This window comes from Phytobacter sp. MRY16-398 (genome assembly GCF_003925915.1).
Lineage (GTDB): Bacteria > Pseudomonadota > Gammaproteobacteria > Enterobacterales > Enterobacteriaceae > Phytobacter > Phytobacter diazotrophicus.
In genome coordinates this window covers 1,390,916-1,406,277 of record NZ_AP018756.1, presented here as the reverse complement: position 1 = coordinate 1,406,277, position 15,362 = coordinate 1,390,916, and the positions used below count along the sequence as shown (strand labels likewise).

The following is a 15,362-nucleotide window of genomic DNA, read 5'->3' as shown; positions in this document are numbered from 1 at the left end:
TGAATGAGGCGATAGTCTGGAGGTAAATCAATAAACTGGCAAGTAACAGTTATATAACAGGTTGGGGAGGCGTGGTATTCCCTTACCGTTAGCGGATATAGGAATCCAGCACACTCAGCACCACATCAAGGTCGGCTTCACGTTTGACTTCGTCATTTTCATGAACGATATGATCGGTCAAATGCCCTTTAATAACCTCACGCATCAAACCGTTAACCGCCCCGCGAATAGCCGCGATTTGCTGCAAAACCTGTGCGCATTCATGCGGTTCATCAAGCATCTTTTTCAGCGCCGCAACTTGCCCTTCAATTTTACTCGCCCGTGCTTTGAGCTTTCTTTTATCCCGAATGGTATGCGACATACTGGCCTCATTTTCGCGTCTGCTGAGTGGAAAAATCATATCACAGAACAACTGGGGGGGAGTTTCTTTCTACTGGGGGATAGTATTTTTTACTGGGGGGGAGTAGATTTAAAAGAGATAACAATTAGCGAGAATTATTCTCATGACCGATTTTGCGACCCTCTTTCAGCAGGGAAATGGCTGGTTTTTCATTCCGAGCGCCATTCTGCTCGGCGCGCTGCACGGCCTTGAACCGGGGCATTCAAAAACGATGATGGCAGCCTTTATCGTGGCGATCAAAGGCACCGTTAAACAGGCCGTTATGCTCGGTCTTGCGGCTACGCTGTCTCATACGGCGGTGGTCTGGCTTATCGCGATGGGCGGGATGTTTATCAGCCGTCGGTTCACTGCCGCAGCCGTTGAGCCGTGGATGCAGATGATCTCAGCGGTGATTATTCTGGGGACAGCCGCATGGATGTTCTGGCGTACCTGGCAAGGTGAGCGCCAGTGGCATGCGGGTCACCACCATGATCATCACCACGGTCATGACCACCATCACGATCATCCGCATCCCCACCCTCATGCTCAAGGTTTGATTTTCCAGCCTGCTCAAGCCGCCAGCCTGAGCCTGCGCCAGCCGGTGATCCTCTCTGCGCGGAAAGTGGAGAAACAAGAAGAGTATCGTGACGCGCACGAACTGGCCCATGCCCGGGATATCGAGCGCCGCTTTAACGGCACAAAGGTGACCAACGGGCAAATTCTGCTGTTTGGCCTGACAGGTGGGCTCATCCCCTGCCCGGCAGCGATTACCGTGCTGCTGATCTGTATTCAGCTTAAGGCGTTAACGCTGGGCGCTACGATGGTGGTGTGTTTTAGCATCGGTCTGGCATTAACCCTGGTTGCGGTAGGCGTGGGAGCGGCAGTGAGTGTGCAACATGCGGCGAAACGCTGGTCAGGATTCAATACTCTTGCGCGGCGCGCGCCCTATTTCTCAAGCGTATTGATTGCACTGGTAGGGGTTTATATGGGCGTTCACGGCTATTTCACCCTGCGATAAGGCAAAAAAATGCCCGCAAGATGCGGGCATTTTTGTATGCTTTCAGGGCTTATGCATAAACCGGGAAGCGTGCGCAGATATCCAGAACTTTACCTTTGACGCGCTCGATAACCGCTTCATCATTGATGTTGTCCAGCACGTCACACATCCAGCCAGCCAGCTCTTTCACTTCCGCTTCTTTAAAGCCGCGGCGCGTTACGGCCGGGGAGCCGATACGGATACCGGAGGTGACGAACGGGCTCTTCGGATCGTTCGGCACGCTGTTTTTGTTAACGGTGATGTTGGCGCGGCCCAGCGCAGCGTCTGCTTCTTTACCGGTGAGGTTTTTGTCAACCAGATCCAGCAGGAACAGATGGTTTTCCGTACCGCCGGAGACCACTTTGTAGCCACGGTTCAGGAACACTTCCACCATTGCTTTCGCGTTCTTAGCAACCTGCTGCTGGTAGACTTTGAACTCTGGCTCCATCGCTTCTTTCAGCGCGACGGCTTTCGCGGCGATGACGTGCATCAGCGGGCCGCCCTGTGCGCTTGGGAACACAGCGGAGTTCAGTTTTTTGTACAGCTCTTCGTTACCGCCTTTCGCCAAGATCAGGCCACCGCGCGGACCCGCCAGGGTTTTGTGCGTGGTCGTCGTGACGACGTGAGCGTGTGGAACCGGGTTCGGGTAAACGCCTGCCGCAATCAGACCGGCAACGTGTGCCATATCAACGAACAGGTATGCGCCGATGCTGTCTGCGATTTCACGCATTTTTGCCCAGTCAACGATACCGGAGTAAGCAGAGAAACCACCGATGATCATCTTCGGTTTGTGTTCCTGAGCCTGCTTCGCCATGTCTTCATAGTCAATTTTACCGGACTCATCGATACCGTAAGGGATGATGTTGTACAGTTTACCGGAGAAGTTAACCGGGGAGCCGTGAGTCAGGTGGCCGCCTTGCGCCAGGTTCATACCCAGCACGGTATCGCCCGGCTGCAGCAACGCGGTGTAGACCGCAAAGTTAGCCTGAGAACCGGAGTGCGGCTGTACGTTCGCGTAGTCAGCGCCGAACAGCTCTTTTGCGCGGTCGATAGCCAGTTGTTCAACGATATCGACATACTCGCAACCGCCGTAGTAGCGTTTGCCAGGATAACCTTCGGCATATTTGTTGGTCAGCTGAGAGCCCTGTGCCTGCATTACACGCGGGCTGGTGTAGTTCTCGGAGGCGATCAGTTCAATGTGTTCTTCCTGACGTACTTTTTCCTGCTCCATAGCCTGCCACAGTTCGGCATCATAATCGGCAATGTTCATTTCACGTTTTAACATCCGCATCTCCTGCTCAGCTAACAATAAAGCAACTCAAATTTGAGGGCCCGTTTTGGGGAACGGCTCACAGTATAACTGATTCATATCGCGATAACAGGTCTTGACAAAGGTTTTTACGCAAACGATTGGCTACGCGCCAGACAAGGGTTTGAGAGATAATGCACTTTGCCTTTGCAACGGAATTCTTTTCACGTTTGTGATGCAACTTCTTCACGTTGAAATTCATCGCCGCAGCCGCTTTCCTCTTTACAACCCCGCAGCCTCGCCTATAAGATGCATTTTAAATACATCTTATAAATCACCTGACAGGAAGCGACTATGCTTGACGTTCAAACCATCGCGACAGTGAAAGCCACCATTCCTCTGCTGCTGGAAACCGGTCCAAAACTGACCGCCCATTTTTATGACCGGATGTTTACGCACAATCCCGAGCTCAAAGATATTTTCAACATGAGCAATCAGCGTAACGGCGATCAGCGCGAAGCATTGTTCAACGCTATTGCGGCCTATGCCAGCAACCTTGATAACCTCGCCGCGTTACTGCCAGCAGTGGAAAAGATTGCCCAAAAACACACCAGTTTTCAGATCCGGCCTGCGCAATACGACATTGTCGGCCATCATCTGCTGGCGACCCTTGATGAGATGTTCAGCCCAGGCCAGGAAGTCCTCGATGCATGGGGTAAAGCTTATGGGGTATTGGCTGGCGTCTTTATTCAGCGAGAAGCGCAACTGTATGATGAAAATGCGAGCAAAACCGGCGGCTGGGAAGGAACGCGCCCGTTTCGTCTGGTGGAAAAAACCGGGCAAAGCACGTTAATCACCAGTTTTGAATTCGCCCCTGTTGATGGGCAACCCGTTGCTGATTTCCGTCCGGGGCAATACATCGGCATCTGGCTCAAACCGGAAGAATTTGCTTATCAGGAAATCCGCCAGTACTCCCTGACACGCGCCCCTGACGGTAAACATTATCGTATTGCGGTTAAACGTGAAGAAGGTGGGCAGGTCTCAACCTGGCTGCATCAGCGCGCGCAGGTCGGCGACGTGGTACATCTGGCGGCCCCGGCAGGTGACTTCTTTATGGATGTCGAGGGCAACACCCCGGTTACGCTCATCTCCGCAGGCGTCGGCCAGACACCAATGCTGGCGATGCTCGATACACTCGCCCGGGCTGGACATAAAGCCCAGGTAAACTGGTTTCATGCAGCAGAAAATGGCGATGTTCACGCCTTTGCCGATGAGGTGAAAACACTGAGCAGCAAACTGCCTCGCGTGACGTCTCATGTCTGGTATCGCGCGCCTACCCATTTTGATAAACAGGCGCAGGCCTTTGATAGCGAAGGGTTGATGGATCTGAGTAAGCACGAGTCGGCATTCAGCGATCCGGCCATGCAGTTTTATCTTTGTGGTCCGGTGGCGTTTATGCAGTTTGCCGCGAAGCAACTGGTCGGGCTGGGCATAGAGGCAGAGAACATTCATTACGAATGTTTTGGCCCGCACAAGGTGCTGTAAGAGCAGGAGGAATAGCCCTCACCCGCCAGGGTGAGGGAGAGAATCAGATAGCCGCGTCGTCTTCTTCGCCGGTACGGATACGTACCACGCGGGCAACATCAAAGACAAAAATCTTACCGTCGCCGATTTTACCGGTCTGGGCCGTGCGGATAATGGTATCTACGCAGGTCTCAACGATATCATCGGTGACAACGATTTCGATTTTTACTTTCGGCAGAAAGTCCACCATGTACTCTGCACCACGGTACAGTTCGGTATGGCCTTTCTGGCGACCAAACCCTTTCACTTCGGTCACCGTCATCCCGGTAATGCCGACTTCGGCCAGCGCTTCACGCACGTCATCCAGTTTGAAAGGTTTAATAATTGCATCAATCTTTTTCATGGTTGGTCCTTAAAAACGCTTGCCAGTAAGCTACTTCGTAATCGGTTGCTCACACTACCATATTCACTACGCCATTACTCTTTAAAGTCGTTGGCATCCAGTTCATGGCGCGAGAGCAATTTGTAAAATTCAGTACGGTTGCGCCCGGCCATCCTCGCCGCGTGGGTGACGTTACCTTTGGTGATTTGCAGCAGCTTGCGCAGGTAATTGAGCTCAAACTGATTCCGTGCCTCCACAAACGTGGGCAGGGCCGTGTTCTCACCTTCCAGCGCCTGCTCAACCAGCGCGTCGCTGATGACCGGCGATGAGGTCAACGCTACACATTGTTCAATGACGTTGACCAGTTGGCGCACGTTACCCGGCCAGCCTGCGGTCATCAGCCGTTTCATCGCATCGGTGGAAAAAGCGCGCACAAAGGGTTTATGTCTGTCAGCCGCCTGACGCAACAAGTGGTTGGCCAGCAGCGGGATATCCTCCGCACGTTCCGCCAGCGCCGGGATTTTGAGGTTAACCACATTCAGGCGATAAAACAGGTCTTCACGAAATTCGCCGCGCGCCATTGCTTTAGGCAAGTCGCGGTGGGTCGCGGAGATAATCCGCACATTGATGTCGATATCACGGTTGCTGCCGAGCGGCCGGACTTTGCGTTCCTGCAACACACGCAGCAGTTTAACCTGTAGCGGAATGGGCATATCGCCGATTTCATCAAGAAACAGCGTACCGCCTTCTGCCGCCTGGAAGAGCCCCTCACGGCTGCTGACCGCGCCGGTAAAAGCACCGCGCGCATGACCAAAGAGTTCAGATTCCAGCAACTGCTCCGGTAACGCACCACAGTTGATGGCGATAAAGGCATTTTTGCTGCGCGGACTGGCATTGTGGATTGCCTGCGCAAGGATCTCTTTCCCGGTCCCGCTCTGGCCGTTAATCAGCACGCTGACATCAGACTGCGCCACCATTCTCGCCTGCTCAAGCAGGCGCAGCATGACCGGGCTGCGGGTAATGATCGTATCGCGCCACTGATCGTCTGAGGCGGGTGCAGAGTGCTCCAGCGCATCATCAATCGCCTTGTACAATGCATCTTTATCGACCGGCTTGGTCAGGAAGCTGAACACCCCCTGCTGCGTTGCGGCGACCGCATCCGGAATGGAACCATGTGCGGTGAGAATAATGACGGGCATACCCGGCTGCACCTTCTGGATCTCCGTGAACAGTTGCATACCGTCCATCTCATCCATACGCAGGTCGCTGATGACCAGGTCCACTTTCTCGCGAGCCAGCACGCGGAGCCCCTCCTGCCCGCTCTCGGCAGTGACAATGCTGTAGCCTTCACTGGTCAGACGCAAACCGAGCAGTTTTAACAGGCCCGGATCGTCATCCACCAGCAGCAGATGGGCAGGTTTTCGGCTGGTCATGGTTTCGCGTCCTCTTGTTTCGTTTCGGTCCTTGCGGGGCGCGCGCTATCCGGTAGATCATTGCCCGCCGGTTTGCGGCTGGAGAGCCGACGTTCTATATCGGTCAGGTTTTCCAGTTTGCGCGTGGTCGTGTCCAGTTGCTCACGCAGAAATTGTTGCTGCTGGCGTAAGGTATCCAGCTCGGCATCCGTCGACTGCTGGAGCTTGCCATAACGACCACGCTCTTCTGCAAGCTGGAGCTGTGATGTCTGACCGTCGCGCCAGAGCTGATAAAGCGGACGCACAGGTGCGGGAATTTGCGGGCTTAACACATCAAGACGCGTGATATTCTCACGCCGTTCCAGTGGGGTAATTTTCGCACTCGACAGTAAAATGCCGCGCTTAAAGGCGTCCTGCCACGTATCGTCGGGCCAGACGCGCGCCTCAGCACGCGCTTCTGCTGGCGCCAGGCGCCCGGCGCAATCCATACTGCGCAGCCAGAATAACGGGTTGGTATCGAAAGCCTGGCCGGTTAATGACCAGATATTACCGCAGTCCGTCAGCAGGAAATCGGCCAGTTGATGTTCCGGAAGCTGCTCTTCGAATTGTTCATGTACAGCATGCTCAGGCGTCTGGGATACACAACCTGCCAGCAGCAGGCAGGGCAATGCACGAAGCATTTTCTTAGGCAACAACACCGCGCCAGCCACGCGGGAAAAAACGTGCGACATACTCACCTGATTTCGCTTCATTTGTTGGATTTTTCCGACGCATTAAGCGGTAGCTCAATGCGAAAACAGACATCTGCATGATCGACATCCACCAGATGCAACTCGCCGTGCATACGGCGAACGCAGTCTCTGGCGATGCTTAACCCCAGGCCACTCCCCTTCACCGCGCCTTTTCGCTGATGGCTCCCCTGGAAAAAGGGTTCAAAAATCATACTGCGTTCCGCCTCAGGAATCGGCGTACCGGTATTGGATATCTCAATACGCAGCCGCGAGCCTGCAAGATAGCTGTGAATATAAATGTTACCGGATTCAGCCCCATAGTGCACCGCGTTCGAATAAAGATTATCCAGCACGCTCATCAGCAACATCGGCTCAGACCAGCATGAAGCCGCATCCAGCACAACCTCGGTATGCATCATTTTAGCTCGCGCGGGCAAACTGTGAGCCGTAAGAACCATATCCACCAGCGGCTCGATCTCAACGTCTTCGAGTTCAACCGCGCCATCCGCCAGTTTCCGGTTGTAGTCGAGTAATTGTTCAATCAGTTTTTGCAGATTACGGCTGCTGTCATCGAGGATAGCCACCACCTCTTCCTGCTCTACTGTTAACGGCCCGACGACCTGATCGGCAAGCAGTTCCGTCCCTTCACGCATGCTGGCAAGCGGGGTTTTCAGTTCATGAGAGATATGGCGTAAAAATTGATGACGCTGTGATTCAAGCCAGGAAAGGCGTTCACTTAGCCAGATGATGCGTTCCCCCACGTAGCGCAACTCACGCGGGCCTTTAAAGACTACCGTATGCCCAAGGGAGCGCCCTTCCCCCAATCGGTTGATCATCCGTTCAATGCCCTTCACCGGGCCGATAATCATCCGCGTAAACAGCAGCACCATCGCGAGGCTAACCAGAAACAGCACCAGTGCCTGCCAGCCGAAGAACTGACCGCGCTCGGCAATTTCCTGCTGCAACTGCTGTCCACGGGAGAACACCACCTGCCGCGTTGACTGCACCATCTCGGTATTCGCCGCCGCAAAGGCTTCGAGTCGTGCGGACGCCTCTGCGGTTGGGCCACTGCTTTTGCACTGTAACTGAGCGAGATCGTTCAAATCCTGACGAAGCGCCTGGTAGAGTTTTTCGTCCGGTAACACGCCTGCATGGGCATCCAGCATCTCGCTGTAGCGTTTACGTTGGCTCTGATACACCTTTGACAGGGTTGCGTCGTCCAGCACGCAGTACTGACGGTAACTGCGTTCCATTTCCAGCGCGGCATTGGTCATCGCCTCGCTGCGTCGGGCATCGATAAGCGTGGTGCGATTCGTTTGTGCCGCCTGGGCGCTCAGGGCATTCAGGCTTTGCCATGCCTGCCAGGCAAGCACCAACAAAGGCAATAAGATCAGTAAGAACGCCATCATAACGACCTGGCGTAGGGAGCGGGGAAAAATGGGCCAGCGTTTCAACGCAATACTCTCGCAAATCGGGTTTAACAGGATGCTAGCTGAGTAATGTGCTACGGGGAAGCCAGAAAAAGCAAAGCCGGGTATAAACCCGGCTTTGCTTAGAAATTAGGCGGTGCCTAACTCGACGTTTCGCCCGATATCTGAAAAAGCGAACTTTTATCAGCAGTTGGACGGCAGGCACCTTTAAGTGCGTCATTCGAAGTTTATGTAGCACGTCCCGAAGGGGCTGACATAAGAAGGTGAATGAGCCACTGGTTATTATTATGCAACACTTATGCCAAAACGCAAAACAAAATATTAACCGACTGAAATATAAGAAGTTAACAACATTCAGGCGTTGAATAGCGGTTGAATGATTTTCACGCTAACTGTCTCCGATCAGCAACACCCTTTTACCACAAACGCATCAACTATATAAATCAAAGACTTAAATGTCTCCTTTTGGAGACATCAGAACAGTGGCTTTGTCGCGGTTTCCCGACACTGCAACATGACACAGATAACATTTAAAACATCCGCGCCAGAATCATAATCAGCAGCACAAGGATAAGCACCCAGAAGAAACGTAAAGGGGAACGAGACTTATCAGGCACCTGACCGGCATGAGCCTCAGGCTGCGCGTCGAAATGCAACGCCTCTGTCGCTGATGATGTCGCCTTTTGCGTTGCCTGCTGCTGCGCGGTTTGTTCCAGAACGGGTGGCGGGGCTTCTTGTGCCTGCCACCAGTTATCACGTGGCGATTCCCCACGGGCGGCTTTTGCCCGGAACAACTTCTTGTTCAGCGCTGTAATTCGCCCCGGCTGGGTTGTATATCCATATTGTCTTTTCAGGTCGGTGACCTGCTTTTGCAAAACAATGCCCTTCTCAGGGGCCACCATTGCCACGAAATTAGCATAGCCTTCAAGGCTCGCCATCAGCTCGCCCGATCCCCAGCGCTTTCCTTCCATTCCATCTTTTGCAATCTGAAATAGCAATGCGCGAAAGCGTTTTAGCGTTTTGCGATCCACGGAGGGCTTTTCATTCACCACAATACCGGTGACTTCCTGCTTTTGCGGCTTGCGCATGACCCGGGTTTTCTCAGGGTGGATCTTAAAACCTTCATCCTTAACAATCTGCTTGCAGCGCCATAATAGCTGTTGCACGTTGGCGGACGGCTGCGCACTGGAAAAGGTCATGTCGTCAGCATAACGGGTGTAAACAAAACCAAGCTTCTGTGCCATTGCCTGCAAACGGCTGTCGAGACGACGGCAGATGATATTGGAAATCGCCGGACTGGTTGGCGCGCCCTGCGGCAGGAAACGTGCATCTTCCTGCACAAACCAGGTCTCGCCATCCAGTGCCACCTGCGTAACCTCAGGTTCCGTAGTTAACAAAGCCAGTTCAGTGGCCAGTTGCTCCGCATAACCTAACTGGCGAAATAAACCTTTTACCCGGCGGTAATTCACCGTCGGGAAGAAGTTTTCCATATCCAGATTGACCACTATTGCCTGGTTCACATGCGGCAGCGCATTACTCAAAATGCTGCGCCCGGTAACAAAACCGTGGGCTGCTTCGTGTAACTTCACACGATTCAGAATGTTTTCCAGAATCCAGTACTGCGCGCGCTTCATGCGTGGCATAGGCGCCGAAATCAGTCGCTCACCGCCATTTTTTTTGGCGAGGGAAAAACGCCGGTAATGGTTTACTCGGGAGACATTTTTCTGAAAGCAAAGAAAACGCAGCTCATTAATCGTGATGCCCATTGCAGATGCCAGTGCCTGGCTGTCTGCAAGCAAGGGCAGCTTCTGCGCTTGTAATCGGGCTTCGTTGTGCGCGGTGTCGGTGAGGCCAAATGAAACCCCCTCCCCCAGCCAGGTTATTTCTGCTTGCTGCTTTTGATGCCATTGCAACGCACGCGCATAGCGCGCTTCGTTACGGGCAATGCGGGTTTGCTCGCGTTTCTCCAGGGCCGCTTTTTTGCGCGTTTTGTGCAATTCCCGCAATGCTTTTTGCGGGTCATCATAAAGCCGTTGTTTCTGCCCCAGCTCCGCAAGCTGTTTCTGTAACGCCGCACGTTGAGCAATAAATTCTGCGGTGAGAGCGGGTTTATCTTGCGTTTCATCCCAGAAACCCAGACGGATCATTTCAGCGAGGATGTACTCCTCTTTACTGGTTTCGCGGATGCGCTCGTAAATTTGCTGGCGGGTCAGCTTTGAAGATTCAGACATAACGAACGCCCCCTGACCGTGATGGACAAGAGAATACGGGGATGACCGGGAGGGATAGCGGCGTGGCGAATAAGGCCTTCGAAGCGTTCCTGGTACTGAGGTTATCCACTCGACGCAGAGTGGAGTACCTGTCACTCATTGGCTTCGTTGAAGCCATACTGCAATAGTGACAGGTACTCACACTCTGCCCAGTGAAGATGGCATCAGTGACGCGTGGGCAGTCATAAAACCTGAATGGCGATCCACCATCCGGGATGCAAGGTTTCCTTGCCACGCCGCTATTAACGTCGAGTATAACAGCAGAAAAAGTCCTTTTCATCATGCTTTTACCTTTGCTGCCAGCCGCAATGCCAGCATATGTTCACACGGACCACGACGCAGTCGGTTCTGATGGAAATAGTGACAATTGCACTCGCCCACCGTCAGCCGCTGGTCTGTATCCAGCATCAGGGAAACGTTGTACCGTACGGCATTATCCAGAACCTGACCGCGCATTTGCGTTCCGGTGGTATTACTCAGGGCGCTTTCTACCTGCACCAGGCCAGCGTTGACGAAGTTGATAGCCTTCTCTTCCCGTTCGTTACTAAAGCGCAGTTGTTCCAGTGGGATCGGCTCGCGGCAGAGCGCGCGAATACGATAGAGATCTTTGTTAAGGTCATAGAGCACCTGGCCATGCTGGCTGTAGGCTGCCAGCGCCGCTTTTACTATGCTTTCGTCCAGCCCCAGTTCGGTGGCAAGAGAGGCGCATGAAGCCATATGGCGCTTGCTCAGTGCCTGATAAACCCGCTCCAGCGTCAGGGTATCGACTGCCTGGCGTGGCGCGAGCAAATCAAAATTACCCTGGGCCGACCAGTCATTCGCGCTCCAGCCGGACAGGCCAAGCGTAAAACTCATCGCCCCTAAATCTGCGGTCCAGAATGAAGGCATACCATCGTCGAGAAGGCAGATATCGAATTTTTCGGCAACGGGGATGAGACGTTCGAGGATATGCAGTCTGCGCCGTCCCCAGACACGTATGGAACGCGGCTGGTCGCCCTTGTAGAGCGAACGTGGGCAAACCAGGGTTTCATTCCACGGCTCAAAAATCACTTTGACGGGCTGCCCCGGCGTCAGCTCAAAACGCAGCGAGCGCGGCCCGCTACGCTCTTTTTTACGCCTGAGCCGGAAGCAAATATTGTGCATATCCATGGGCGCAAGCGAGAATTTCACCATCGGCAGGGTCATCGCCGAGCTCACTTGTAAAAAACCGCGCACCCAACTGTCCGGCAGATCGATTTTCTTCTCTTCACACTCGCTGCCGTCCGTCTGAATGGCGAAGCCGTCCGGATCAATTTTTAACTGCGTCGGGTGATAATCACGGATTTTCTGAAATGCCTGGTAGAGCCCTTCGGAATAGTCGATGTTGGTGGTCCCAAAGGCACGCTCGCTGATGTTGTCAAAAACATCGTAATGACAACTCAATTTGCCGTAGCTTGATTCATCCTCAGAAAAACACTCAAAAAAGACTTCATCGGGATGCACAGTGATCACCGGATCCAACACATACCAGGCATCAATATCGTTTTTATAGAGATAATTGAAATAAGCTTTTTGCGCCTCATGGTAAGGTGCAAGCAGCGTTGCAGCCTCTTTGTTCAGCACATGTAATCGCCCGCTAATCTCATTCGCTTCTTGCTCAAGCTGGCTTTTCTGCGCAATAAATTCCGCTAATAACCGCTGTTCTTCTCCCGCCAGCCAGCGCCGATAGTCGGTTTTATCTTTTGGCTGAAAACGCATGTCCGATACCACCACGTTATGCAGCGCGGAGATGGCCTCGCGAAACGCCAGTTTCTGCCTGAGCTCACCGACGAAGAACGCCGGTGGGCGAAGGCTATCTGGCGAGAACGTCAAACCGTTTTCCGAGGCCTGACTCTTTCCCTGATAACGATAACTAACCTGCATGAGGCGCTCCTTGTTCGGGTCGGGCAATAATGTCCAGCGGCAAATTCAAATGGGGATACTGTTTTTGCAGTTGAAGCATGGCCTTGATCAGCGGCGCTTTGTCTTTTTGCACCACTGTCAGCGACAGACGAGTCAGCAATGACGCCACCATCTCAAGCACCAACGGGCTGGCAGCCGCCTGCTGCGTAAGAAAAGCAAGCGTCCTGTCTTTAGCGACGCGCCCACGGTTAACCTGGGAAAGGATTGTCAGGAAACAAGGTTTCAGCGCCAGGATGACATCAGGCTTTCCGGTCGCATACTCGTCAAAAAAATGGGTCACAAAGGTCTGTACTGTCAATGACGGATGCTGGCTCAGCTTTAACAGATACGCTTCCCCCTGCTCGCGCTGGAAGAACGTTTGTAACAGTTCCCGACCGTAAGCCTGCACATCGTCGCGGTTGCTGTCGCAGACCTTGACGATCAGCTCCGGGGTCCAGCCTGGGGAGGGGTAGTTCTGGCGGAAATACGCAAAACCAAATTCTCGGGTTGCGGGCCAGTCGCTTTCCAATAGCTCCAGCGCAGCACTGCTCTGTTCGCGGACAACATCTACATGTGACGTGAAGGCCTTCAACGCATAATCACGAATATAATGGTCAGGGTGATTTGCCAACGCCACCCATTGATTCACGCTCCACGCCAGCGGAGAACGGGCCAGAAGACACTCACGTCCCAGGCTTTGCGCCGCCAGCGATCTGGCATGAATCAGCCGCCAGATGGTGTCTTTATCCAGGGATAGCAGGCAGGCATTAAGCTTGTGCGTGAAGAACGTTAACAGCGCCTGGTGTGCGCCTTCGTGGGCTTCTTTTTTAAAGACTAAGGGGAATAATCCCGCAAAGACCTCAGCAGCATGCTGCCCGGCCAGTTGCCCCAGAAGCGTGTAACAGGCTTGTCGCTCTTCTGCCTCACCGCACTGGAGCAGATCAATTAGCTGTGGTAACTGCAGCAAGACTAATTCCGGATTTTGTTTGCCTAACAGTGCGATGCCCGCGGCGCGGATAGCCGCGACAGGCGAGTTGTGAATCTGAACCAGCAGGGCTTGCGAAAGCGGGCTCTGCGCCAAATCGGAACTCACCAACAACCGGGCGGCTAAAAGCTGCACACCCGTATCGGGATGGGCGAGCAGCTCGCTGAAATTCTCAATCGTCAGCGACGGGGCCATGGCAGACAGATGGCTCACCAGGCACACCGACAACCAGAGGGCATGTTGCTCAGAAAAGGTGGTCTGCGCGTCGGTAAGCCGGAGCAAAAGCGCCCGCGTTAACGTCACCTGTTGCGAGGTGGTTAGAGGCTGCCGGGAAAAACGCTCTTCTAACCACGCGCTGATCTGCGCATCGTCAGCCAGCAAAAGCGCGGTAACCAGTTCGGCTTCGTCAAACAGTGCGCTAATGCTGTTTAAATGGGTTAGCGCCAGGCTGCGCGCTTGCGGGTGGACACTGTTAATCAGCCCCAGCAGCAGCTCAGGAGTGAGCGAACGCGCAGTAAGAAGCGAGAGCACAAAATCGGCAATGAGCGGGAACGGACGAGCCAGCAACTGCACCAGTTGGCTATCGGTGAGGGCCTGGTAGAAGGAGGCATTATCTTTCATTGCCCTGAGCGCAAACGTGCAAACGGCTTCACTCTCGCTCAGGCACAATAACGTCAGCAGTGCATCAGGGTGCTGATCCCAGAGTTGTGGAAATGCCTCGACGCGGCGTTCATCCTTTTCATCGCTGACCCGAATCCATAACGCTCTCTGCCTGTGGCGCTGATAGTGAGGGTGATGTAAGCGCAAAATGGCGTTCCACGCGAAGAGATGCGCATCGCTGGCGAAAACGCCTGAATCACTCTGCTTTTCTGGCACCAGGTATTCTTTCTTATACTGGAGCAGAAGTGCGCAGGCCATATCGACATAGCGAGCGTCGCCACGGGCACCGAGACGCCGCAAGGCACGCCAGCTACGGCGCCGCAGGTAGTCGCGCGTTTTACGCGAATAGGCCAGCCTGCTATCGTCGCGCAGAAGTTCCTGACTGGGTTTGATATAGCCCACGCCGTTCACCCAGACGCCGTCCCACTGGGCAGAATAAAATTCCCGCGTAGTATCAAAACGCCAGGCCAGCAGGGCAAACATCGGCGCATCCAGGCGGAACTCAGCCATTTTGAACAGGTAGCGCACACCTTTAAACAGATTAGGGCGCAGAGGCAGAACGTATAGCAGACGAATCAGGCCTTGATGCAATAGCGGGTTGTCCAGCGCTAACCGATAGAGCGTTTTGAGTAATGTACTCGCGTTGGGATTCTGTTCATTAATATGGCGCTGAAGTTGCGCATCGATTGCCCCAGTATCGCCAACAGCTAATGCCTGGGACAGCTCTGACGGTAACGATGCCAGCAAGTTTTGCCGCAGCACAGCGATATCGTCATCGTCACCCAGACGCAGATACACTTCATAAGCAAGGTTGCTTAATGGCGGATATGAGCTTTCAAGAAAGGGGCTCACACGCGCCAGGTTGTGCTGATTTCCCGTGCGCCCCAGCGTCCAGAGGCGGGCGTAATTTTCCAGCCAGTGATGTTCCTCGTTAAGCCCCTTTTCCAGCCAGTCTGCCAGCATAGCGTTCGGCTGCTGAGGGAGTCGCCATATGCTTCGGGCTCGTTGTTCGCTCTCTTTAATGCGATCGATTTGGCGGATTAAGGTGTGTAACGAAGAAGAGAAAGCGCTGACAGCGGAGGGGGAAAGTGAACCGGCCTCAACGTAGCCTTTGTTGGTTTTGGCAACCACTACGCTTGCGAAAATAGCCTCGGCATTTATGAAATCAACGGGGGCAGGCGTTTTTGTCCCTTCCCGTAACGTGCCGCCACGCCGTCCGTAGCGAAAATTCACCCAGTAACGATTCACCTCGTTGCCAGGCTGTTCACAGAGATCCACCTCATAGACCTTGTCCGAGGCTCCCTGCGTAAAGGTTAATTTTACCTTTTTAATCAGCTTCATAACCGTTCCCTTCCCTGTTAGCGCCGGAAACGATTGTACTCAA

At 53.7% G+C, this 15,362-nt stretch carries 11 protein-coding genes; 2 read left to right on the top strand and 9 right to left on the bottom strand.

What is annotated here, in order from left to right; translation table 11 throughout:
- Positions 1 to 88: 88 nt before the first annotated feature.
- The gene (gene rcnR / locus MRY16398_RS06875) at positions 89 to 361 is read right to left on the bottom strand and encodes a Ni(II)/Co(II)-binding transcriptional repressor RcnR (protein WP_039079645.1); all 273 of its coding nucleotides are present in this window, start codon (positions 359 to 361) and stop codon (positions 89 to 91) included.
- A 142-nt stretch (positions 362 to 503) separates the two neighbouring features.
- Here rcnR and MRY16398_RS06870 point away from each other — a divergent pair, with 142 nt between their 5' ends.
- Entirely contained in the window at positions 504 to 1,397 is an 894-nt protein-coding gene (locus MRY16398_RS06870; RefSeq protein ID WP_125124069.1) for a nickel/cobalt efflux protein RcnA, read from the top strand.
- A gap of 49 nt (positions 1,398 to 1,446) precedes the next feature.
- On the opposite strand, the gene glyA is transcribed toward MRY16398_RS06870, so the two are convergent.
- Positions 1,447 to 2,700: a serine hydroxymethyltransferase gene (gene glyA, locus MRY16398_RS06865; RefSeq protein WP_039079643.1), complete on the bottom strand. Its 1,254-nt coding sequence runs from the start codon at positions 2,698 to 2,700 to the stop codon at positions 1,447 to 1,449.
- Between the two features lie 318 nt (positions 2,701 to 3,018).
- On the opposite strand from glyA, the gene hmpA reads away from it, so the two are divergent.
- The gene (gene hmpA / locus MRY16398_RS06860) at positions 3,019 to 4,209 is read left to right on the top strand and encodes an NO-inducible flavohemoprotein (protein ID WP_125124068.1); all 1,191 of its coding nucleotides are present in this window, start codon (positions 3,019 to 3,021) and stop codon (positions 4,207 to 4,209) included.
- A 43-nt stretch (positions 4,210 to 4,252) separates the two neighbouring features.
- On the opposite strand, the gene glnB is transcribed toward hmpA, so the two are convergent.
- The 7 genes from glnB to MRY16398_RS06825 form a co-directional block, all read right to left on the bottom strand.
- Positions 4,253 to 4,591 (bottom strand): nitrogen regulatory protein P-II, encoded by a 339-nt coding sequence (gene glnB / locus MRY16398_RS06855; protein WP_024549981.1) that lies wholly within the window; start codon positions 4,589 to 4,591, stop codon positions 4,253 to 4,255.
- 74 nt (positions 4,592 to 4,665) lie between these two features.
- Positions 4,666 to 6,003, bottom strand: a complete 1,338-nt coding sequence (gene glrR, locus MRY16398_RS06850) for a two-component system response regulator GlrR (RefSeq protein ID WP_039079641.1) — start codon at positions 6,001 to 6,003, stop codon at positions 4,666 to 4,668.
- Entirely contained in the window at positions 6,000 to 6,734 is a 735-nt protein-coding gene (gene qseG / locus MRY16398_RS06845) for a two-component system QseEF-associated lipoprotein QseG (RefSeq protein ID WP_039079640.1), read from the bottom strand. The genes glrR and qseG overlap by 4 nt, the downstream gene beginning before the upstream one ends.
- Positions 6,731 to 8,167, bottom strand: coding sequence for a two component system sensor histidine kinase QseE/GlrK (gene qseE / locus MRY16398_RS06840; protein ID WP_039079787.1), 1,437 nt, complete (start codon positions 8,165 to 8,167; stop codon positions 6,731 to 6,733). The genes qseG and qseE overlap by 4 nt, the downstream gene beginning before the upstream one ends.
- Before the next feature lie 506 nt (positions 8,168 to 8,673).
- Positions 8,674 to 10,374 (bottom strand): reverse transcriptase family protein, encoded by a 1,701-nt coding sequence (locus tag MRY16398_RS06835; protein WP_125124067.1) that lies wholly within the window; start codon positions 10,372 to 10,374, stop codon positions 8,674 to 8,676.
- A 318-nt stretch (positions 10,375 to 10,692) separates the two neighbouring features.
- Positions 10,693 to 12,315, bottom strand: coding sequence for an SWIM zinc finger family protein (locus MRY16398_RS06830; RefSeq protein ID WP_125124066.1), 1,623 nt, complete (start codon positions 12,313 to 12,315; stop codon positions 10,693 to 10,695).
- Complete coding sequence (locus MRY16398_RS06825) at positions 12,305 to 15,319, bottom strand: hypothetical protein (protein ID WP_125124065.1); 3,015 nt, start codon at positions 15,317 to 15,319, stop codon at positions 12,305 to 12,307. The genes MRY16398_RS06830 and MRY16398_RS06825 overlap by 11 nt, the downstream gene beginning before the upstream one ends.
- Between the last annotated feature and the right edge of the window lie 43 nt (positions 15,320 to 15,362).